We start from the raw sequence: 21,669 nt of genomic DNA on the forward strand, positions 1-21,669 counted from the left end.
GAGGAAGGTGGATTGCCGCCTTCTTATATGTCGTATTGCAATGAAGAATCCCTAAACTGTCAGTGGTTGTTTATTTTTTATTTTCGCAGTAAATTGATATGCTGCTAAATATTATTATCCATAATTTTAAAGCACAAACGGTACTATATGAAAAGACGAAACTTCCTGCAACAAACTGCCATGGCTGGTGCTTCTCTGTTCACGGCCGGTCAAAGCGCTGCTGCTACACCGGTATATCAACAACCAGCAGATAACCCTTTCAATTTAAATTACGCTATGCATGACGGCATGTTCAGGAACAGTGCCGGCGCCGATATCATTGATCAGATAAAATTTGCGTATGACCATGGGTTTCGTTCCATTGAGGACAATGGCATGATGAGCCGTACACCCGAACTGCAAAAGAAAATTGGCGACACCCTGCAAAAACTGGGCATGAATATGGGCGTGTTTGTAATAACCTCAGACAATTGGCACTGGAAAACTTCTCTTACTACCGGTAAACAGGAGTGGATAGATAAAATGATGACTGATTGTAAAACTGCAGTGGATGTGGCCAAACGTTGTGGCGCCAAATGGATGACGGTTGTGCCCGGTAATTTTGAAAGGTCCCTGTCGTTCGAATACCAAACGGCCAATGTGATTGCCGCCTTGCGAAAAGCAAGTGCCGTGCTGGAACCACATGGATTGGTGATGGTGCTGGAAATGTTGAGCGATAATCCCGACCTGTTCCTGCGTCATTCCGATCAGGCATATATGATCTGCAAGGCGGTAAACAGTCCCGCCTGTAAAATGCTGTTCGACATGTACCATATGCAACGTAACGAAGGGGATATCATCAACAACATCGATAAATCGTGGGAAGAGATCGGTTATTTGCAGATCGGGGACAATCCTGGCAGAAAGGAACCCGGCACAGGTGAAATGAACTATAAGAATATATTCAAACACATTCACGAAAAAGGCTATAAAGGCATTTTGGGTATGGAGCATGGAATTTCTCAAAAAGGGCAGGAGGGAGAACAGGCGCTTATAAAAGCCTATCGTGATGCCGACAACTTTCTGTAAGGCTTCGTTAAATGTCGGGGTTCGTGTACCCGGCAAATTGACTAGTGTTAAATTTGTAGTATGAATATTTTGGGTATGAAATTATCAGTTCCTTTTTTGGGGTTGCTTTTTTTGTTGTCAGGTTTTGTAAGTAAGGCCCAGGATGCCAATGACCTCATAAAAAAGGTAAAGGATAAGCTGGCACTGGTAAATGATTACCAGGCCGAGGGAGTGATGAAAACGGATGTGGCGTTTATGAAAGTGCCTGAATCGAAAGTGACCATCTTCTATAAAAAGCCCGATAAATTCAAGATCAAAAAGCAGGATGGTATTTCCATTGTGCCCAAGGGCGGCGGTAATATTAACCTGGCTGCTTTATTTGAAGGAAATAACTATACGGCCGTACCGGCCGGGAAGGGTACCGTTAATAATGAACCGGTCACAATTGTGAAGTTATTGCCATTGGATGAAAAAAGCGATGTGGTGGTTTCTACCCTGTATATCGATGAGAAAGTAGCCCTGGTAAAAAAAGCCATCATTACTACCCGGGAAAACGGCACCTATGAAATGGAAATGCAATATGGCAAGTATGCCAGTAGCGGATTGCCCGATACCATCTCATTTTTATTTGCCACCAAGGATTACAAACTTCCAAAAGGCCTTGCTTTCGATTATGATGCAGGTGGGCAGCAGCCAAAGACTACAACGGCCACCGGCAATCAAAAAGGAAAAATTCAAATCTCCTACACCAGCTATACTATCAATAAAGGTTTAGCAAACGACGCTTTCAAATAACGCAGCAACATGGATGGCTTAGGCGTGTATTGATCTATATCAAATAATCTATATTTTATAAAATTCAGTTGGGTGATAATCAGCCAATTGATGAATAGGTATATCTCTTTAATACAATTTAAGAGAAATAATATATTCGTCATGTGCGTTATACATGCGCATTTAATTGTTGCAAGTACCTGAAAACTGAAAACATGTCTTTATTCCTGCGTTTTTTCAAATTTAGATTTACCTACCGGTTGCTTTTATCTGTTGAGCAAGAATGTCATTTTGATAAAGAACGTGAAATACTAGTTGTTAAAGACAACAGGTACCAGGTGGCGCTTCAGAAAATATAACAATAATAAGCCTTTCTTTTACTACTCACGGCAACGTGGGGGATATCCTGTATTTGGCATGATAGCATATATGTCACTGTATAAAGATTTTTCTTGAACCTTAACTTATGCGTCGGTTGCTCTGATGTGTAACCTTGTTTAGTAAACCTTAGCTTGTGCTTTTGCATGGAATGGTTGCCCTTGAAAGCAACCCATTTCGTAAACCTTAGCCTATATTTTTTGAATTAAAAAGTTGTAAGACTGGCATCTTATTTCTTAAACCTTAGCCTACTTGTCCTATCAAAATAAAAAATCCTCCCGACTTGTTGGGAGGATTTTGCTTTATATAATAGGATTGATTATTCGTTGTTGGGATCTTCTTCAATCTTTTCATCTTCCACATTGGCCAGTATCGCCGGTGTTACTTTCTTCACCGGGTTGCGATGATTCTCAACATAGCTATTGCGGCGCTCGATTATATCGATACATTCAAAAATAGCAGTTAAGAAAGAGGTGTGGTCGGCCTTGTTCTTACCTGCAATATCAAAGGCTGTACCGTGGTCGGGTGATGTACGAACAGCAGGCAGACCGGCTGTGAAATTCACGCCTTCACCAATGGCCAGTGATTTAAAGGGTATCAGACCCTGGTCGTGGTACATAGCTAATACGGCATCGAACTTTTCATACTGGTGGCGGGCGAAAAATGCATCAGCACTGTAAGGGCCCATTGCCAGCATAAAATGACGGGCATCTTTAATAGCAGGTTTAATGATCTCTTCTTCTTCCCGGCCAATCAGGCCTTCGTCGCCGGCATGAGGATTCAGCCCCAGCACTGCAACCTTGGGTTTATCAATACCAAAATCTTTTATCAGCGAATTATTGATAATGCTGAGTTTTGACAGAATGTTATCGCGTGTTACGTGTTTAGCGGCTTCGCTGATGGGTACGTGCTCACTTAACAAACCAACCCTGAACGATCCTGCCACCATCAGCATGGCCACGTCCTGTACCCCGAAAATGTGTTTCAGATAAGGTGTATGGCCGGTGTAATTGAATTCGTTGCTATGGGTGTTCTTTTTATGAATGGGGGCCGTTACCAGTCCATGGATCTTGCCCTCCTTTAGCGCCTGTACCGCCATGGTGAGCGATTTAATGGCGTATTTGCCGCCTATATCAGATAACTGTCCGGGGGTAATACCCACTTCTTCTTCCCAGCAGTTGAAAATATTGATCTGTTTTAAGTTAACGCGGGTCAGTTCCTTAATGCTTTGATAGCTGAAATTGATGTCGGGTACTGATTTGCGATAAAAATTGATCACTTTATTGGAGGCGAAAATTACGGGTGTGCATAGTTCGAGCAGGCGGTGATCGTTGAGGGTTTTTATAACCAGTTCTGCCCCAATCCCGTTCAAATCGCCGATCGAAATGCCTATTATAGGTTTTTGTTGTTGTGCGTTCATTGTGAGTTTACTATTGAAGCGGCTAATTTACGATATAATGTTCAAGGTGTAAGTTTTAAGCTAAAAGCGCCCATTTTAGGCCGCACCACCTTTTTGAGGCTCGAAATAAGGGCTTTCCCGTACGTTATGGGGGAGGGAAAGCAATTAGTGCGAAATACTGCGAAGTATTTATCCTATTTTATTGTTATAGAATGTTTTATAACTTGGATGCCCGCCTGGGGAACTCCATTGTGTGTGAATAATGGAGACCGGCGCTCTGAGAAGCAGTAACAGGGAATTTGAGTAACCGAGATGTGTTCTGACTACGTTATTCGTGTAGGTATGATCGTTTATCGTTGGTATTAAAATAATTCAATATAGTCGGGTCTATCCGTTATTGGTAAGTGTTTAATTTAGATTGACTGTACCAATAAAATTTTGAACGGCTCGTTTATAGTTTGCCCTTGAATCCGTATTTATGAAAAGCACCCTATTGGCTGTGTTGGTTATATCATTGAGTTATTATGATATGCAGGCACAGAGCATTGCCCCAGCCTCACCAGGTTATATAAAATACCAGGAAGCAATTCCCAAGCATTCTTTTTATAAAAGGATCAGGAAAACCAGCCCAATAAGGGATGGTGTTGGTACTATTAATAAGCTCACCAATGATATTTCGGCCATAAGTAAAATGGCAGATGGAACGGCCAGTACGGATAAACTGGCCTTTATACTGACAAATTCCCTGGAAAATTTTGACAGTGTTACCAGAACCGGCAAACCGGCGTTGCGTATAATACCTGTTGGTCAATATACGTATGCAGGATACGTGCAGTTATTGCTTACGAGGCAGATGGAGTTATTGTCAAAACCCAGACCAGTAACAGCAAAAAAATCAGGATGGTTATTATAAGTTGACTAAGGTTTTAGTTTTAGTTTCATGCGGATCTAAAGAGGTACGGTTACATTCATTCTTGAATGATAGAACCCTACCTCTTTTATTTTACCCTTGCCCCTATGGGAAAAAGGCAATCGGCAATCCGCGACGCAGCCCGCTATCAACCTTTACAACGCTGTCACCCTATCAACCGACTTGTCGACCTGTTAACTCCGTCAACTTCTTCGTACCTTCGCCCCGTGTATACACTAAAAAAATCGCTGGGGCAGCATTTTCTGAAAGATGAGAACATCTGCCATAAAATAGTGCAGGCGCTGCAGGAGCATCCATTTCAACGTCTGTTGGAAGTGGGACCAGGTGGTGGTGCTTTGACCAAATATTTATTGCAGTTGCCCAATATAGAATTTAAATGTGTGGAACTGGATGAAGAAAAGGTAAACTGGTTATTGCAACAATACCCTGATTTGCAGTCAAAGATCATTCACCAGGACTTTCTTACCGTTGACCAACCGTATAGCGAACCTTTTACGGTGGTTGGCAATTTCCCCTATAATATTTCTTCCCAGATCTTATTCAAAGTATTGGAATGGAAAGGAAGCGTACAGGTGGTAGTTGGTATGTTCCAGAAAGAAGTAGCGCAACGGGTGGCAGCACGCGAAGGCAATAAGGTATACGGCATATTAAGTGTGCTGGTGCAGGCTTATTTTGATGTGGAGTATTTATTTGAAGTGAGTGAAAATGCATTTAACCCGCCACCCAAAGTAAAAAGCGCAGTGATCAGGTTAACGCCGAGGCAAAACATTCCAGATATGAAGAGTGAAAGATCATTTTTTGTATTGGTTAAAACAGCTTTTAATCAGCGACGTAAAACATTGCGTAATGCGGTGAAGAGCCTTTATACCCCCGAAGCGTTACAAGACCCCATATTCGATAAAAGAGCTGAACAATTAACCGTAAATGATTTTGCGCGGCTTACTTTTAGTATGAAATAGACCCAACAACGAGGATAAGAATGAAGAATGTAATAATCACAGCCAAAGTGCACAACTGGCTGATTGAACACTTAGAGAAAAAAGGATTTACCGTTCAGTTTGTTCCTGCAGTTACTTATGAGGAGCTGTTGGAAACCATTCATGAAGCAGAAGGTTTAATTGTAACTACCCGTTTAAAGATTGATAAACCCATGCTTGACCGGGCAGAAAAATTAAAATGGATCGGCCGTTTGGGCAGTGGGATGGAACTGATTGATGTAGCCTATGCGGAAAGCAAGGGTATACAATGCGTAAGCAGTCCTGAAGGCAACCGCAATGCCGTGGCAGAGCATGTGCTGGGGATGTTGCTGGGCCTGATGAATAAGATGAACAGCAGCATGCAGGAGATCAGGGAAGGCAAATGGATCCGAGATGCCAACCGGGGTATTGAGCTTACCGGAAAAACAGTTGGCATTATAGGATTTGGTAATACCGGCGGCGCTTTTGCCAAATTGCTTTCCTCGTTCGATGTTACCATTCTGGCCTGCGATAAATATAAATTCGACTTTGCTAAAACTTTTGTACGGGAAGCCAACCTGGAGCAAATTGCCCGTTATGCCGATGTTGTGAGTATGCACCTGCCGTTGACAGAGGAAACATTTCATTACGCCAATGATGCCTTTTTCAATGCCCTGGAACGTAAGCCATTTTTTTTGAATGCATCACGCGGTAAGGTTCAGGATACTGGAGCTATTATAAGGGCGCTTCAAAATGGTAAAATTGCCGGGGCCGGACTGGATGTGCTCGAAAATGAAAAACTGGAAACTTATACAGCTACCCAAAAAGCGGAGCTGGACTGGTTATTGCAACAGCCTAATGTGTTAATAACACCCCACACTGCGGGGTATAGTCATGAGGCCTTTCTTAAAATGGCTACCGTGGTGGTTGAGAAGCTTGGAATTTAAAGGACATAAGGCCAGGGCCTTGCCACATGGGGGGCCAATATTTCCTATTAAAAAATAGAACCTGGGACCTTAATCATTCTGAAAAAAAGTTTATTTTTGTTTTATACAGTAGTGCAACGCTTCAGCCCTGAGGCGTTGTTCTTTTTTTCTATTTATAGCAGTAGAGCACCATTTGTTTAAAATAAGGAGGATAATATGAGCAGTGTTTTATACATAACAAAAGAAACGCTTGAGCAAATGAAAGAGGAGTTATTGCGTATGCGTACAGTTGATCGTCCGGCCGCAGCCAGGGCTATTGCTGAAGCACGTGAAAAAGGTGATTTGAAAGAAAATGCGGAGTATGATGCTGCGAAGGAAGCTCAGGGTATACTGGAAGCCAAAATAAAAAAGCTGGAAAGTGATATAGCCAGTGTGCGTATACTTGATACCGAAAATGTAGATACAAGTAAAGTATCTATACTTACCAAAGTGACCATCCTCAATCTTGCTACCAAGAAGAAGATCACCTATACTATTGTTTCTGAAAAAGAAGCTGACCTGAAACAAGGAAAAATTTCCGTTACCTCTCCCATAGGTCAGGGCCTGCTTGGCAAAGTGGTAGGCGATGTGACAGAAGTTACCGTGCCTGCCGGTGTTCTGAAATTTCAAATTGAAGAAATTACTGTTTAAGCAAAATCTACCGGGCTATGACTATTTTTTCTAAGATCATTGCCGGTGACATCCCGGCTTATAAAATAGCAGAAGATGATCAGTTCTTCGCATTCCTCGATATATTTCCATTGGTAGAAGGCCATGTGCTGGTGGTGCCAAAGCTGGAAATAGATAAGTTTTTTGATGTGCCCGACGATTACCTGAGCCGGATACTGGTGTTTTCCAAACCCATTGCAAAGGCTATTGAAAAGGCGTTCCCCTGTAACCGCGTAGGGCTCGCCGTGGTGGGGCTTGAAGTGCCGCATGCCCATTTACATCTGGTGCCTATTAATGGGATTGATGATCTGAATTTTACCAGGGGAAAATTGAAACTCTCACCTGAACAGTTAAAAGCTGCACAAGAAAAAATACTGGCTAATTTGTAAGAAGCTGGCAAGCCGCCTGGGTCAAGGGTACGGCGGACAAATAGGCAATGGGCAATGAATTTTTGGCGGCGCAAGACAGTTATTAGACTCAACAGTCGCGAGTCCACTCACCACTCACTATTTCAGCTGTATCCTATCCGGATTCTTAGCTATAAAGTCTTCCCAACCCTTTAGTTTTTTACCCGCTGTTTTAAGCATGGGATTATCCTGAAAGTGATGACAAACTGCCACTGCCAGGGCATCGGAAGCATCCAGGTATTTAATATCGGTATTATGTTGAATGTTTAAAATGCGCTGCAGCATTTGCCATACCTGATCTTTTCCCGCATTGCCATTACCGGTAATGGACTGTTTTATTTTTTTGGGAGAATACTCCACCACCTCCAGTCCCGCATTCATGGCAGCTGCAATAGCTACCCCCTGCGCCCTGCCTAATTTCAGCATACTTTGTACGTTCTTCCCAAAAAACGGGGCTTCAATAGCAAAGCTCGTAGGCTTATATTGCTTAATGATCTCACTTATTTTTTGATGAATGAGTTGCAGGCGTTCGTAATTGTCTTTACGGGCGTTTAATTTCAACGTACTCATCTCCAGCAGTTTTATTTTTTGCTGGGAAACAACAATAATGCTGTATCCCATAAACAAGGTGCCGGGATCTATACCAAGAATTATTTTAGAAGGTGTTTGCAAGGAGGCTGTGGATTGGATTACTTTGTGAACTTATTTTGGTGACGTTGAACAAAAATATTAAAATTCTTCTCAACTATGTGATAGGCCCGCTGGTGTTTTGCGTGCTTTGCTGGTCTATTTATACGCAATTATTACGGCAGCAAAACTGGCAGGTGTCATTACAACATGCCTGGCAGGCAATTACAGGCCCTGACGCATGGAAGTTGCTGTTAGCAGTTATACTCATTTTTGCCAATTATGGGTTGGAAGCACGTAAATGGCAAATTGTAGTAAAACAGGTACAACAAACATCTTTTGCACAGGCATACAAAGCTGTGTTAACAGGAACAACTTTAGCATTTTTTACCCCCAACCGCATAGGGGAATACATGGGACGCGTATTATATCTAGGTGAAGGCAAACGAATACAGGCAATTTCGCTTACTATTGTATGCAGTATGGGTCAATTGCTGGTTACCTGGATCGCAGGAATTGGCGGACTTTTATATTTGATGACCTATGGTAATACCCAATTGCTTCATACGTTTGCAGGCCCCTGGATGAAGATGGTGTTATATTTTACATTGGGTGCTGCAACAGTTTTAACATTATTTTATTTTCGTTTAGCAGGCCTGGTAAGATGGGTGGAAAAGATATCCTGGTTACAAAAGCCTGTTGCTTATATACGGGTTTTAGAAAGCCTTAACGCAACCATCTTAATTCGAATTTTGTCTTTATCTGTACTTAGATACAGTGTTTTTTTAGGACAATATTACCTGCTGTTCAATGTGTTTGATGTGCATATAACTGCTGCTCAGGTGGCAGGTGCTGTAAGTGTTATTTTCCTGATCTTATCAATAGTGCCATCTTTAGCTGTTATTACCGATTTAGGGGTGCGATGGAAAGTCGGCATTGAAGTGGTACAACTTTTTGATAGCAATATCTCGGGAATACTGGCAACCTCCCTGGGAATTTGGATCATTAACCTGGTAGTTCCGGCTTTGATAGGAAGTTTGCTAATTTTAGGGATTAAAGTGTTTAATAATAGAAAATAATATACCGGCCCGGACGTCAACCTTATTAATTGGATTTAATTGAATAGCGTTACATGAAAGCAAACCGACCACTCGTTTTCCTGCTGCTTATAATTGTTAGTTTTCCGCTGAAAGCCGGGGATGGCTTTTGCGAAATTCGTAACTCGGCCTTTTCTGTAGGTGAGCAAATCACCCTGAAAGTGTTTTATACGGTAGTTGGCGCCTACTTCGGGGCAGGCGAAGCCAACTTCAATACTACCCTTGAAAAAGTGAATGGTAAACCGGTTTATCATATCGTAGGAGATGGCAAAAGCTATACTTTTTATGATAACTTCTTCAAGGTGCGGGATAAATACGAGACTTATATCGATACAGCAACCCTGCAACCTTACCGGTTTATTCGTAATGTGTATGAGGGTGGCTATAAAAAGTATGAGAATGTAACCTTCAATAAAAACACCAATTCGGCGGTAACCAACCAGGGTGTTTACAAAGTGCCTGAATGTGTGCAGGATGTATTAAGTGCTGTATACTATTCCCGCAACATTGAGTTCAATAAGCTGAAGGTTAACGATAAGATCAATTTCTCCATGTTCCTTGATAATGAAGTATATGAAATGTATATTCGTTATCTGGGTAAGGAAACCATTAAAACCAAGTATGGGAAGTTCAGGGCTATAAAATTCAAACCGCTCCTCATTAAGGGGACTATTTTTGAAGGTGGGGAAAAAATGACTGTTTGGGTGAGCGATGACAAAAACCATATCCCCATTCGTATAGAAAGTCCCATTTCTGTGGGAAGCGTAAAGATTGACATGATCAGCTACCGCAATTTGCGTTATCCATTAACATCCCTTATTAGCTTGTAATAAGACGTCTTCTGTGGGTAAATGCCGATAGATCAATTATTTACGGATCCTTTTAGGACCGTCTGAGGCGTAATTTGCTGACATTATTACCAGCTGATTTACAAATAAAGTTCTCGATGTAAGCTTTACATATTTTAAACAAATAGGGTGCCCCCGACGATTCCGTCGGGGGCTTTTTCTTTTCAATCTCTTTTTGGGCTTTTTTAGAAAATGCAAAAATGTGGATCGGATATCGGTTCTCTTATTTTACTGCTACAGGGATGGAGAAATTTAAAAAATAGCCAATTAGGCAATAAAGAAGATTTAGGAAGACTAAAATTAAAAAAAGTCAAAAAATGAGAAATTTCAGGATTGGTATGACGAATAGTAAAAATAGCATATGTGACTTTGACCCTGCCCAGATTTGCGTCTCAATCACATGTTCATTTTATGAACGACAAATACGACTAAAGCGATAATTACGACAGGCGTATTTTTTAGATATTTTACCTGTTATTATAACGGTAACCTTTATGGATAGTCTTTTTAAAATCAGCTGAGGGGAGAGTAAAATTAAATAAAAATGGCCAGAAAAACTCCAGCCTATTTTAATAATTATTAAGTATTTATAGTGTCGAAAACTTGTTAACCGGTCAACTCACTTACAATTCCGACAACTTAAACAAATCCTTATGACGTACCCCTTTATCTGTTTGTTGCAACGAGCAACATTCATTTATAGGATCGTGCTCGAAAAATAAAATGTAATTGCTCTCCGCGGCTTCGGTAAGGAATTTCTTTTTTTCCTGCAGGGTTGTAAGCGGGAACATATCGTAAGCCATTACGTAAGGAATGGGCAGGTGGGCAACTGCTGGTAACAGATCAGCTGCGTACACTATGGTATGTCCTTTATAACTGATCTGTGGCAACATCATGGCCTCTGTATGGCCATAGGCAAACCGAACTTTCATGGTATCGGAAAAGTCAATGCCATCAGTAGGTTCAACAAATTTTAATTGTCCGCTTTCCTGGATGGGTAAAATGTTTTCTTTTAAAAAGGAAGCTTTTTCGCGCTCGTTTGGAAGAGTAGCTGCTTCCCAGTGCCGCAAGTTGCTCCAGTAAGTTGCGTTCTTAAATGCAGGAAGCAGTTTGTCGCCCGAACGAATGATGCTGCCACCACAATGATCAAAATGCAGGTGGGTAAGAAACACATCAGTGATATCATCAGGGGTGAAACCATATTTTGCCAGCGACTTGTTTAATGTATCATCGCCATTCAGATAATAGTGGCTCATGAATTTTGCATCCTGTTTATCACCAATACCATTATCGATTAATATCAGCCGGTTTTCTTCCTGGACCAACATACTGCGCATAGCCCAGTTGCAAAGGTTGTTATCATCGGCCGGGTTTAATTTATTCCAGATCGATTTGGGAACAACACCAAACATGGCACCGCCATCTAATCTAAAATAACCGGTATTAATTGAATATAGTTGCATAATGTTATTTTATAGTTGAATCGGTTAAGGGGTATGAGCCATACGTAGCAAGCTTCAAGCCAAACCTTGCTGTCTTATGCTTCGTTGCCTTGTTGCCTGTTCTGAGATAATCGTTTGGCTTTACGCATGGTTAGTCCCAACCAAACAAAACCCACCATAAAAAATACCATCAGGGCCAGTACTGAATTACGCATGCCGCCAAATTTTATGGTGCGTTCTTCAATAAACGCAAACGTGAACATACCCATTACAAGGGCTATTTTTTCTGTAACATCATAAAAGCTGAAGAACGAAGCTGTATCTTTTGTATCGGGCATCAGGTTTGAATAAGTGGAGCGGCTCAGCGATTGAATACCGCCCATTACCAGCCCTACAGTAGCGCCCAGGATGTAAAATTGAATATCGGTATAGGTATAGTAAGCGCCAATACAGGCGCCGATCCATATCAGCACGCAAGCCATCAGGGTTTGAATATTGCCAAACCGCTCCGAAGCCCGTGAAATGAGAATAGCGCCGGGGATGGCCACCAGTTGAATGATCATGATGGTGATAATAAGCTTATCGGTAGGCAGGTGCAGCTCCTTGGCGCCAAACTGGGTGGCTGCCAGAAACACAGTTTGTATACCCGCGCTGTACCAGAAGAAAGATACCAGGAACATTTTGAGTACCGGCATATGTTTCAGCTGGCTCCATACTTTCTTAAGCTCAAGAAAGCCATTGGTAAATACATTTTTGCGTTCATGCCGTTCTTTAACGGTGCTGATGGGCAAATAACGAAAAGAGATCTGGGCAAAACCAAACCACCACAAACCTACCAGCACAAACGAAACACGGGGTGGCATGAAATCTTTTGCATAATCTGAATGAAACCCAAATAGGTGAGGGAAGAACACCATGATAAAGCAAAGTACCTGTAAGATCACACTGCCAATATACCCCCAGGTATAACCCCGGGCGCTGATGCGGTCGCGCAAGCGATGCGGCACCAGGTCGGGCAGGAAGGAGTTATAAAATACAAGACTGGCCCAAAAACCGATACAGGCAAACACCATGCAAAAAATACCTACATCTAAACTGCGCTGCGAAAGCGTGGTGCCTCCACCAGCCAGCGGTTGCGGCGCAAAGAAATATAACAGGCAACAGAAGATAGAACCCATGGTGCAGAAGAAGCGCATAAAATTCCGCTTGTTGCCCCGGTAATCGGCAATAGACGTGAGTATGGGCGACATCAGGGCCACAACAATAAAAGCAGCACCCAATGCATAATTATATAAAGCGGTATTCACAAACTTCCGGCCAAGGAATTCCACCTCATTATCGGGTAACCGGTTTTTGGTGATGGCTTCATAATAAGCCGGAAATATGGTAGAGGTTATAACAAGGTTATAAGCAGAGTTTGCCCAGTCGTACATACACCAGGCATTGATTACTTTGCGGGGAGCGATCTGCATGTTAAAGGGTTTAGCGGTAAGGTTGTAGGTGCTGGATTTGAAGTGAATGTTACAAGGTACAGAGCCTGCCTCGCCTTAGCGGGGGTACAGGTTTCAAGGACCCTGTAACCTGTATGGTATTCTATTTTCCTATAATACCGGTATAAAACAGGATAATCAGCGTCAGGCCTACAATGATGCGGTACCAGCCAAACAGGCGGAAACCGTGTTTCTGCAAATAAGTAATAAAGAACTTTATGGCAAGTATAGCCACAACAAAGGCGATACCACAGCCTAATAACAGCGTACCCATGTTACTACTATTAGTAAGTACTTCAGGTTGTTCTTTATACATTTTGTACAGGCTATAAACTGTTGCTGCCAGCATAGTGGGCACAGCCAGAAAGAATGAGAATTCAGCGGCCAGCCGGCGACTTAATTTTTGTTGCATTCCACCAATGATGGTAGCGGCACTTCTGCTTAAACCGGGGAATAAGATAGACAGTACCTGGTAGCAACCTATAATAAACCCTTTTTTAACGGTGATGTTGTCTTCTCTGTCTATCGTTGGTTTTTGAAACCATTTATCAACAAACAACAACACAAAGCCACCCAGTAACATAATTACTGCAATGATCATTGGTTTCTCCAGCATGGCATCAATGTGTTTTTTAAACAGCGCGCCAAAAACAAGGGCTGGTATAATGGCAATGATCAGTTTTATATAAAATGAGATCTTCTTAAAATCGAAGAACTTGCGCCAGTACAATACAACTACAGACAGAATTGCGCCAAACTGTATTACAATTTCAAACAGTTCAACAAAAGCGCCATGATCGCCCATAATAGCAGAGGCAATGGCCATGTGTCCGGTGGAAGAAATGGGTAAGAATTCCGTAATGCCTTCTATGATGGCGATGATGATGGCGTGTAATGTGCTCATTTCTGGTATTTATAAATAATAAATAGCAAGTATATAAAATAAAGAAGCGATACCATTACAGCATCGCCCTTATAACGTAGTGTTAACTTAGCTTATCAACATATAAACGGATCAGCTATTCTTCGGCTTTTTAAAGATGGCATACACTTCAACGCCCAGGCCCAATAAAATGAGAATGGGAGCGATAGTGATACGACGAACACTGTATACTTCATTTTCCTTGAAAACATTCGGGTCATCGCTTTTACCACCGGCCATTAAAATAATGCCTATGGCTACCAGGATAATACCTGCGATCATCCAGGTGTAATTTTCTTTAGTAAACAGGCTGGTAGCAGGTGCTGACGGTTTGTTTGTGTCCTTCATTGGGCCAATTATTAGGTGCGCAATATAGGTAATTTATGAATTTCGAATTATGAATAATAATTCGGTCTTCGGCGTTCGATTTTAATAGAGTTCGTCCAGTTTCATTTTCAGGTACTTTACCACGCTGCGGTAGGTACTGAACAGGGAAATACTGATCCCAAGCACAATCAGGAACACAAACAGCGTGATTACCTTGCTGTTATCGCGCAGGTCGCTCAGATCGGGCAGAAAGTATTCCGATAACATCATAAGCCCGTAAATGACGAAAATGGCTACCAGCGCGGCAATGAGGCCATTCAATACGGCCCGCATATTCAGCGGCTTGGCTATAAATCCCCGGGTAGCACCCACCATTTGCATGGTTTTTATGAGGAAGCGGTTGCTGTACATGGCCAACCTGATCGTATTATCAATAAGTACTATCGAAAGGATGCAGAACAGGGCTGCCAGGGAGGCAAAAACGATCAGTCCGGCCCGAACTGATGACCCCATTTTTTCCACCACAAAAGCTGGATATTTTACGCTTTCGACCACCAGCTGCCTTTGCTCCAGATCGGCTTTAATGGCGGCAATGGTATCTTTTTCAACGTACATGCTTTTGAGATTAAAATCAATAGAGGCGGGTAGCGGGTTCTCATCCAGCAGTTCCTGGAAGTCGGTTTCCCCTTTGGCCATCCACTGCTTTTTGGCGGCTTCCTTGTCTATGTATTCTACGATGTTGGTGTAGGGGCGCGATTTAATGTATTGCATCAGGGTATCCACATCTGCCTGGGTAGCACTTCTGCGAAGGTATACCTGCAGTTTAATGTCTTCTTTCAGCTTTTCGGTATAACGGCTGGTATTTAATAACAGCCACCCGAAAACGCCCACAAAAAAAAGAACTATGGTAACCCCTAAAATGGCCATGAAGTAAGATGGTTTGGAACGCTTGGCCGATGCTTTTCCGAATTGCGCCATGAATTATTGTTTTTGAAGGGATAATAATGCCTTGAAAGAGCGGCAAAAATAACGGTTTTATCCCGGTAAAACGGTTATTATCCGTATTTTTGACCTCCTTCTTAACGATTGGCACAATATAAAAATTTCAGGCCAGAATGACTATTTAACGTTTCCTCAACGTTTGATTGTCAGGGAGAAAGGCGGAAAGGCAAAAAAAACAAGACGAACTAAAACTAAGAACCCAGAACTAAGGACTAATTATGGAATACAACTTCAGGGATATAGAAAAAAAATGGCAGGCACAATGGAAAGCCTCAGGCGCCTACAAAGTGAGCAATGATTCCCCGAAACCAAAGTTTTATGTACTCGATATGTTCCCCTATCCAAGTGGGGTGGGGCTGCATGTTGGCCACCCGCTGGGCTACATTGCCAGCGATATTTACAGCCGCTTTAAACGGTTAAAAGGGTTCAACGTATTACACCCGATGGGATACGATGCGTTTGGCCTCCCGGCTGAACAATATGCCATCGACCATGGCGTGCACCCTGCTGTGAGTACCGATCAAAACATCAGTAATTTTCGCCGTCAGCTCGATAATATCGGTTTTTGTTTCGACTGGGACCGGGAATTCCGTACCAGCGACCCCAAATACTACAAATGGACGCAATGGATCTTTTTGCAGCTGTTCCATAGTTTCTATAACCGCATAACAAAAAAGGCCGATCACATCGATAACCTGGTAAAAGCTTTTGAAAAAGAGGGCAATGCCGGGCATGAAATTCCCCATGATAAATACCAGATTGCCAAAACCGGCAAACGGGTTTTCTCCGCGGCGGAATGGGCTGGCTTTACCGAAAAAGAACAACAGGATATTTTGATGGAATACCGCCTGGCTTATTGCGGCTATGGTGAAGTGAACTGGTGTGAAGCTTTAGGCACCGTATTGGCCAACGATGAAGTGGTTAATGGCGTGAGCGAAAGAGGTGGCTATCCCGTTGTAAAGAAAAAATTACGGCAATGGTACCTGCGTATTACTGAATACGCCGATCGTTTGTTGGAAGGGCTCGACCGCATCGAATTCAGTGAATCGATGAAGGAAATGCAAACCAATTGGATCGGTAAAAGCTATGGCGCAGAGATCACTTTTAATATTCAGGGTAACAGTGACAAGCTCACTGTGTATACCACCCGCCCCGATACCATTTTTGGGGTTGACTTTATGGTGATAGCACCTGAACATGCGCTCATAAAGGATATAACTTCCAGTAAGCAACAGCAGGCGGTAGAAGAATATGTGGAATATGTACAAAGCCGCAGCGAACGCGAGCGTATGGCCGAGAAAAAGATCAGTGGTGTGTTTACCGGGGCTTATGCCATCAATCCATTCAATGGCCGTCAAATTCCCATCTGGATCAGTGAATATGTATTGGCGGGTTATGGTACCGGCGCTATTATGGCCGTGCCTTGTGGCGATGAACGCGATCATAAATTTGCCAACCATTTCAATATAGCTATTACTAATATCATTGGCAGCGAGTACGATGGAAAAGAGGCCAATGCTACCAAAGATGCCAAACTGGAAAATTCAGATTTCCTGAATGGCATGGTAATGCGCAACGCCATGGAAGTGGTGATACAAAAGATTGAAGAATTGGGTATAGGCGTGCGCAAGGTGAATTATAAAATGCGTGATGCCGCCTTTAGTCGTCAGCGGTACTGGGGCGAACCATTCCCCATTAAATGGCAGCATGGCATTGCTTATCCCATGGCTGAAAGCGAATTGCCACTGGAGTTACCACATGTGGAAAGTTATAAACCAGGCCCTGAAGGAGAGGGGCCGCTGGCTAATATTCCTGCATGGACATCACGCGAACTGGAAACCAATACCATGCCCGGTTATGCCGGTAGCAGCTGGTATTTCCTCCGCTATATGGACCCACAAAACGACAGCGAGTTTTGCAGCCGCAAAGCCAGCGATTATTGGGGGCAGGTTGACCTGTATATCGGTGGTACCGAACACGCCGTAGGGCATTTGTTGTACAGCCGTATGTGGACGAAAGCCCTGTTCGATCTGGGATTTATTGGTCATGATGAGCCTTATAAAAAACTCGTGAACCAGGGGATGATACAGGGTAGCAGCCGTTTTGTGTATCGTATTCATGGTACCAACAAATATGTATCATTAGGATTAAAAGATCAATACGCTACCGATGCCATCCATGTAGATGTGAATATTGTAGATGGTGTGGAGCTGGATGTGGAAGCATTTAAAAAATGGCGCTCAGATTATGAGACCGCTGAGTTCATTCTTGAAGATGGAAAATACATCTGCGGCACGGAGGTAGAGAAAATGAGTAAGCGCCTGTATAATACGGTGAACCCTGATGATGTGGTGAATAAGTACGGTGCCGATACCTTCCGCATGTATGAAATGTTCCTGGGTCCGGTTGAACAAAGCAAACCCTGGGAAACAAAAGGTATTGAAGGAACCCATCGGTTCCTGAAAAAGCTGTGGCGTTTGTTCTATGACGAGACTAAAGGAAAGGTTTGGAATGAAGATAAAGCCACGCCTGCTGAATTAAAAGTATTGCACAAGACCATCAAGAAGATTGAAGAAGATACGGAAAGGTTCTCCTTCAATACCGGGGTGAGTGCCTTTATGGTGTGTGTGAATGAATTGATCGAGCTGAAGTGTAATAAAAAGGAAATACTTGAATCGTTATTGATAATACTTACGCCATATGCCCCGCATGTTAGTGAAGAGTTGTGGCATTTGTTAGGCAATACCACCAGCATATTGGATGCTGCATTTCCAAAGCTGAATGAAAGTTATTTGGTAGAAAGCAGCAAAGAGTATCCTATTTCTGTAAACGGAAAATTGCGCACCACTATCGAGATCTCACTCGATGCAACCCAGGAAGAAGTGGAAAAGATAGCATTGGGTAATGAAGTGGTTCAGAAATGGATGGAAGGAAAGCCTCACAAAAGGGTGATCTTCGTGAAGGGTAAGATGGTGAATGTAGTGGTGTAAGATATTCAGTTGGGTCACCCTTTAAGGGTGACCCAACTTTATTACTTCTTCTTCTTCTGCTTTATAAACCTGATCAACGCACTGCTATTCTCGGTGCTTTCGAGGCGCGCTTCATAGCGCTTCCCCTCAACAATAGCTACCATTAATGAAGTATTGGGAGGAATGGTACCCAGGTTTTCAGCCACCATCACCATTTCGTTGTCTTCAGTAAGGTCATCCACTGCAATGGTCATGGAGTATGGCTTGTTGTTCAGGCGTACATGCTCAAACAGCATCTTATCGTTAAGGAACACGGCAATGGAATCGCCATCCACTACGGCGTTATCATAAAAGCGCAGTTCTATGCTATCACCGGTAATAGGAATAACGGTAGCCAGTTTCTTTTCGCGGCTGGAATACTTTTGCTGGGCAGAAGTAACAGCACCCGGGGTTTTCTTTTCTGCAATGGGCGGCGCCGTTACAGCAATAGAAGGATTGTCTTTAGTAACCGGTTTAACAGTGGTACTTTGATAAGTGCTTTCTGTTATTTCTTTTTCTTCAGGGATCTCATTCTTTGCCAGATGCAAACGGGCAATGCTATCAATGATCTCCGGGTCATTGGCCCCGTAGATATAATTCTCAATTACAAAATCCCATTCGTCGTGAAAGCCAGAAGAAGAAATTTTCTGCAGGGCAACGGTACCTTTAGGTTTACTCTTGTTATCGCGTTCGGTGCTTTCGCCATCCAGCATCATTGTCTTTTCACCGGGGCAATTAAAATCAGCCACAGATAGTAGTGCTTCTTTTTCGCCGCTACCAAATAGTTTACCAGAGAGCCGGTCTTCGAGCATGGCATCATCCCACCACACTACGCTATTAGTGTTAGGGTCGAAATACCCCTTCACAGCATAGCGGATATAGTTACTGCGGGAGGTGTAGTAATAGGAGGTGCCCAACAGGCTATCGCCTTTTTTAATGAGTTTCAATTCGGTGTGTGCAGAACCGATCTTGCCCTTCCAGGCGCCCGTAATGGTTTGAGCATGTGTTACAATAGGAAGAAAACTACAAAACAGCAGGCCCAGTAGCAGTTCAATACGTGTTTTCAAGGCAATTAATTTAGCTGTGAATGTTTAAAACGCCCCTGGATACGGTAATATTTTGCCTGGATTTTCATTTAACGAATTCACTGGAAATTCCCTTGTTTGCTGATTTTGAACCATTTTGGTGGTGTTCAGAAAATTCGGTTTTCCTCCTTTTAAACTAATCTTTTTCCCCGGCTGTTTTATTAGGAAATTTGCAATATGGCATATCCAACAATAGCGTTGATCGAAGGCTTGCGAAAAGCAGCCGCCGGCCTGGTAAATGGCAATTATTATGCCTGGGGGCATCATGGGGCCTGTAATTGTGGACATTTATTACAAGCCACAACTACATTGACAAAAGAGGAGATAGTTACTTATGCCCATACCGGTACCGGTGAGTGGACGGAACTGGCTCAGGAAACCTGTTCGGTCAGCGATGCTCCAATTAATTTGTTATTAAAAAAGCTGCAAGACCTGGGACTCACGCCTACGGATATTCATAATCTGGAATACCTCGAAGATCGTGAGATATTAAACCGGTTACCCGGCGGCTTTAAATGGCTGAAGCGAAACGTACGGGAGCATGTGGTGCTGTACTTTGAAACTATGGCAAATATGCTGGAAGAAAGATTGCTTAATTCTATTGAAGTTAATTACAGCGCGTTATTACCTCAGTCAGCAATGATTGTTTTCAGTGAGCAGGAGTAAAAAGATCAATTCCTTTTATTTGATTCCTCCTGATCGCCAGTTTCTAATTCATTCCGGTCTTTTTTATAATTCATCAGAATGGTATAAGATACTATCGAAACCGCCAGTATAAGATAAAATATGATCGTCCACGTGTTCATACCCTGCATTGATTTTAATAGTTAGTTAGTCAGAAATTATGCCATTTTATAATTTGTGGTGAAAAGTTGGCAAAACTAAATGGATGTTTGGATTACATTGATCGCTACTTATTGATTATTAAGGAGATGTTGTATATTAGCAAAAAGGCATTGCCTGAAATTTTAATTGTTTTAACAGCAAACTGATTATTAGCGTACTATAATTCATCAACCATTGAACGCAGCAACATTTGGAAATATCATCCGTAAATATCAACACACTTTTCACCGGGTAGTAGATTTTATTCCGGGAACAGATCATTTACTGCCATTGGATTTTACGCAACAGAATACAGAACTCACTGCTGAGATCCTGAGCGATGAACATATATTCAGTGATTATATTCAACGTAAACTGCAAACCACCAACTCCCGGTATGGTATAGGTGGTTATGCGGAAAATCGCACCATTTATAGTATCAGTTCGGTATTTGACGGTGCTCAACCAAATGAAGAGCCGCGTCGGCTGCATTTGGGAGTTGATATTTGGGGACCCGCAGGCACCAATGTGTATGCCTTTATGGGCGGTATGATACACAGCTTTGCGTTCAACGATCAATATGGCGATTATGGGGCCACGTTAATTTTATTACATCAACTGGATGGATTTGCTTTTTATACTTTATATGGTCATTTGAGTGTACGCGATATTCAAACCCTCTCAGCCGGACAATACGTTTCCATTGGACAAACCATTGCGCACTTTGGCGAGTTACATGAAAATGGCCACTGGCCGCCACACCTTCATTTTCAGATCATTCTCGATATGGAATTGAAAGAAGGTGATTATCCCGGTGTTTGCAAAAATTCTGAGCGGGAAAAATACCTGGCCAATTGCCCCGACCCCAACCTCATTTTACAGTTGGACCGGTATATAAAAGAATAACTTTTTATATAGCAATAAACGGGTTGAAATAAGCTGGCAATGGTGGCAATTTTGTGTTACAACAAAAGAATACACCATGCGAAAGTTTAAAATTGTTCCCCTGTCAAAAGAATATGCAGCCCAGATCAGGTCAAGTGGTAAAGATACATTTGGGCACTCGGTTATTGAGCAAATAGCAACAGGGTTGGGGCCGTGCAGGGTTTCGCTAAAGCCATTTAAAAAAGGGATTGATACAAGGCTTCTGATCAGTCATAGTCCATTTGGTATTGACAATCCTTACAACCAACCCGGACCTGTTTTTATCAATAAAGAGGATGTAGAAGAATATACAGACGTTCATCGGTTCCCTCCTGAAATAAAGGCCAATAAGAAAAGCTTTCCCTTGTCGCTGATCGGATATAGCAAAGAGCAGCTGATGGTATTTACGCGGCTGGTAGGGGATGATGATGTGGACGAGCTTATTGCTAATACATTTGAGTTACATCCCGAAATTGAATACCTCCATGCCCGCAATGCACAGGCTTGTTGTTATATCTGTAAAATTGAACGGGTACCGGAATAATT

Annotated in this window: 22 protein-coding genes; 13 read left to right on the plus strand and 9 right to left on the minus strand. The window is 42.5% G+C overall.

What is annotated here, in order from left to right; all coding sequences use genetic code 11:
* Positions 1–147 precede the first annotated feature (147 nt).
* Both J7I42_RS08645 and J7I42_RS08650 read left to right on the plus strand, forming a co-directional pair.
* Positions 148–1,068: a hydroxypyruvate isomerase family protein gene (locus tag J7I42_RS08645; protein WP_209138371.1), complete on the plus strand. Its 921-nt coding sequence runs from the start codon at positions 148–150 to the stop codon at positions 1,066–1,068.
* 75 nt (positions 1,069–1,143) lie between these two features.
* Complete coding sequence (locus J7I42_RS08650) at positions 1,144–1,842, plus strand: hypothetical protein (protein WP_209138372.1); 699 nt, start codon at positions 1,144–1,146, stop codon at positions 1,840–1,842.
* Positions 1,843–2,518: 676 nt separating this feature from the next.
* On the opposite strand, the gene pdxA is transcribed toward J7I42_RS08650, so the two are convergent.
* The gene (gene pdxA / locus J7I42_RS08655; RefSeq protein ID WP_209138373.1) at positions 2,519–3,619 is read right to left on the minus strand and encodes a 4-hydroxythreonine-4-phosphate dehydrogenase PdxA; all 1,101 of its coding nucleotides are present in this window, start codon (positions 3,617–3,619) and stop codon (positions 2,519–2,521) included.
* A gap of 457 nt (positions 3,620–4,076) precedes the next feature.
* Here pdxA and J7I42_RS08660 point away from each other — a divergent pair, with 457 nt between their 5' ends.
* The 5 genes from J7I42_RS08660 to J7I42_RS08680 all read left to right on the plus strand — a co-directional run bounded on the left by J7I42_RS08660 (position 4,077) and on the right by J7I42_RS08680 (position 7,508).
* Positions 4,077–4,511 (plus strand): hypothetical protein, encoded by a 435-nt coding sequence (locus J7I42_RS08660; protein ID WP_209138374.1) that lies wholly within the window; start codon positions 4,077–4,079, stop codon positions 4,509–4,511.
* A 104-nt stretch (positions 4,512–4,615) separates the two neighbouring features.
* Positions 4,616–5,488 carry a 16S rRNA (adenine(1518)-N(6)/adenine(1519)-N(6))-dimethyltransferase RsmA gene (gene rsmA, locus J7I42_RS08665; RefSeq protein ID WP_209138375.1) on the plus strand — a complete coding sequence of 291 codons (873 nt, stop codon included), beginning with the start codon at positions 4,616–4,618 and terminating at the stop codon, positions 5,486–5,488.
* 20 nt (positions 5,489–5,508) lie between these two features.
* On the plus strand, positions 5,509–6,432 hold the full coding sequence (locus J7I42_RS08670) for an NAD(P)-dependent oxidoreductase (RefSeq protein ID WP_209138376.1): 924 nt from the start codon (positions 5,509–5,511) through the stop codon (positions 6,430–6,432).
* 195 nt (positions 6,433–6,627) lie between these two features.
* Positions 6,628–7,101 carry a transcription elongation factor GreA gene (gene greA / locus J7I42_RS08675; protein ID WP_209138377.1) on the plus strand — a complete coding sequence of 158 codons (474 nt, stop codon included), beginning with the start codon at positions 6,628–6,630 and terminating at the stop codon, positions 7,099–7,101.
* A 17-nt stretch (positions 7,102–7,118) separates the two neighbouring features.
* Positions 7,119–7,508: an HIT family protein gene (locus tag J7I42_RS08680; protein WP_209138378.1), complete on the plus strand. Its 390-nt coding sequence runs from the start codon at positions 7,119–7,121 to the stop codon at positions 7,506–7,508.
* 117 nt (positions 7,509–7,625) lie between these two features.
* Here the strand turns inward: J7I42_RS08680 and ruvC are convergent, their stop codons facing one another.
* Positions 7,626–8,198 carry a crossover junction endodeoxyribonuclease RuvC gene (gene ruvC / locus J7I42_RS08685; protein WP_209138379.1) on the minus strand — a complete coding sequence of 191 codons (573 nt, stop codon included), beginning with the start codon at positions 8,196–8,198 and terminating at the stop codon, positions 7,626–7,628.
* Positions 8,199–8,242: 44 nt separating this feature from the next.
* Between ruvC and J7I42_RS08690 the strand changes: the two genes are divergently transcribed.
* Together J7I42_RS08690 and J7I42_RS08695 are read left to right on the plus strand one after the other, a co-directional pair.
* A complete protein-coding gene (locus tag J7I42_RS08690; RefSeq protein WP_209138380.1) occupies positions 8,243–9,232 on the plus strand; it encodes a lysylphosphatidylglycerol synthase domain-containing protein in 990 nt (329 codons plus the stop codon).
* 53 nt (positions 9,233–9,285) lie between these two features.
* A complete protein-coding gene (locus J7I42_RS08695) occupies positions 9,286–10,080 on the plus strand; it encodes a DUF3108 domain-containing protein (protein WP_209138381.1) in 795 nt (264 codons plus the stop codon).
* Positions 10,081–10,721: 641 nt separating this feature from the next.
* Here the strand turns inward: J7I42_RS08695 and J7I42_RS08700 are convergent.
* From J7I42_RS08700 to J7I42_RS08720, 5 genes are all read right to left on the minus strand, one after another.
* The gene (locus tag J7I42_RS08700) at positions 10,722–11,561 is read right to left on the minus strand and encodes an MBL fold metallo-hydrolase (RefSeq protein ID WP_209138382.1); all 840 of its coding nucleotides are present in this window, start codon (positions 11,559–11,561) and stop codon (positions 10,722–10,724) included.
* Positions 11,562–11,635: 74 nt separating this feature from the next.
* Positions 11,636–13,012 (minus strand): MFS transporter, encoded by a 1,377-nt coding sequence (locus J7I42_RS08705; RefSeq protein WP_209138383.1) that lies wholly within the window; start codon positions 13,010–13,012, stop codon positions 11,636–11,638.
* 121 nt (positions 13,013–13,133) lie between these two features.
* On the minus strand, positions 13,134–13,934 hold the full coding sequence (locus tag J7I42_RS08710) for an undecaprenyl-diphosphate phosphatase (protein ID WP_209138384.1): 801 nt from the start codon (positions 13,932–13,934) through the stop codon (positions 13,134–13,136).
* A 111-nt stretch (positions 13,935–14,045) separates the two neighbouring features.
* Positions 14,046–14,300, minus strand: coding sequence for a DUF3098 domain-containing protein (locus J7I42_RS08715; protein WP_209138385.1), 255 nt, complete (start codon positions 14,298–14,300; stop codon positions 14,046–14,048).
* Between the two features lie 81 nt (positions 14,301–14,381).
* Positions 14,382–15,257 (minus strand): cell division protein FtsX, encoded by an 876-nt coding sequence (locus J7I42_RS08720; RefSeq protein ID WP_209138386.1) that lies wholly within the window; start codon positions 15,255–15,257, stop codon positions 14,382–14,384.
* Positions 15,258–15,499: 242 nt separating this feature from the next.
* On the opposite strand from J7I42_RS08720, the gene leuS reads away from it, so the two are divergent.
* Positions 15,500–18,271: a leucine--tRNA ligase gene (leuS, locus tag J7I42_RS08725; RefSeq protein ID WP_209138387.1), complete on the plus strand. Its 2,772-nt coding sequence runs from the start codon at positions 15,500–15,502 to the stop codon at positions 18,269–18,271.
* 41 nt (positions 18,272–18,312) lie between these two features.
* Here the strand turns inward: leuS and J7I42_RS08730 are convergent, their stop codons facing one another.
* Entirely contained in the window at positions 18,313–19,356 is a 1,044-nt protein-coding gene (locus tag J7I42_RS08730; protein WP_209138388.1) for a hypothetical protein, read from the minus strand.
* 195 nt (positions 19,357–19,551) lie between these two features.
* Here J7I42_RS08730 and J7I42_RS08735 point away from each other — a divergent pair, with 195 nt between their 5' ends.
* Positions 19,552–20,040: a hypothetical protein gene (locus J7I42_RS08735; protein WP_209138389.1), complete on the plus strand. Its 489-nt coding sequence runs from the start codon at positions 19,552–19,554 to the stop codon at positions 20,038–20,040.
* 5 nt (positions 20,041–20,045) lie between these two features.
* Here J7I42_RS08735 and J7I42_RS35315 read toward each other — a convergent pair whose 3' ends face one another.
* On the minus strand, positions 20,046–20,180 hold the full coding sequence (locus tag J7I42_RS35315; RefSeq protein ID WP_262898104.1) for a hypothetical protein: 135 nt from the start codon (positions 20,178–20,180) through the stop codon (positions 20,046–20,048).
* Between the two features lie 214 nt (positions 20,181–20,394).
* Between J7I42_RS35315 and J7I42_RS08740 the strand changes: the two genes are divergently transcribed.
* On the plus strand, positions 20,395–21,105 hold the full coding sequence (locus tag J7I42_RS08740; protein ID WP_209138390.1) for a peptidoglycan DD-metalloendopeptidase family protein: 711 nt from the start codon (positions 20,395–20,397) through the stop codon (positions 21,103–21,105).
* A gap of 76 nt (positions 21,106–21,181) precedes the next feature.
* Positions 21,182–21,667: a DUF1203 domain-containing protein gene (locus tag J7I42_RS08745; protein WP_209138391.1), complete on the plus strand. Its 486-nt coding sequence runs from the start codon at positions 21,182–21,184 to the stop codon at positions 21,665–21,667.
* Positions 21,668–21,669 lie beyond the last annotated feature (2 nt).

Source organism: Niastella soli, from assembly GCF_017742245.1.
Classification (GTDB): Bacteria; Bacteroidota; Bacteroidia; order Chitinophagales; family Chitinophagaceae; genus Niastella; species Niastella soli.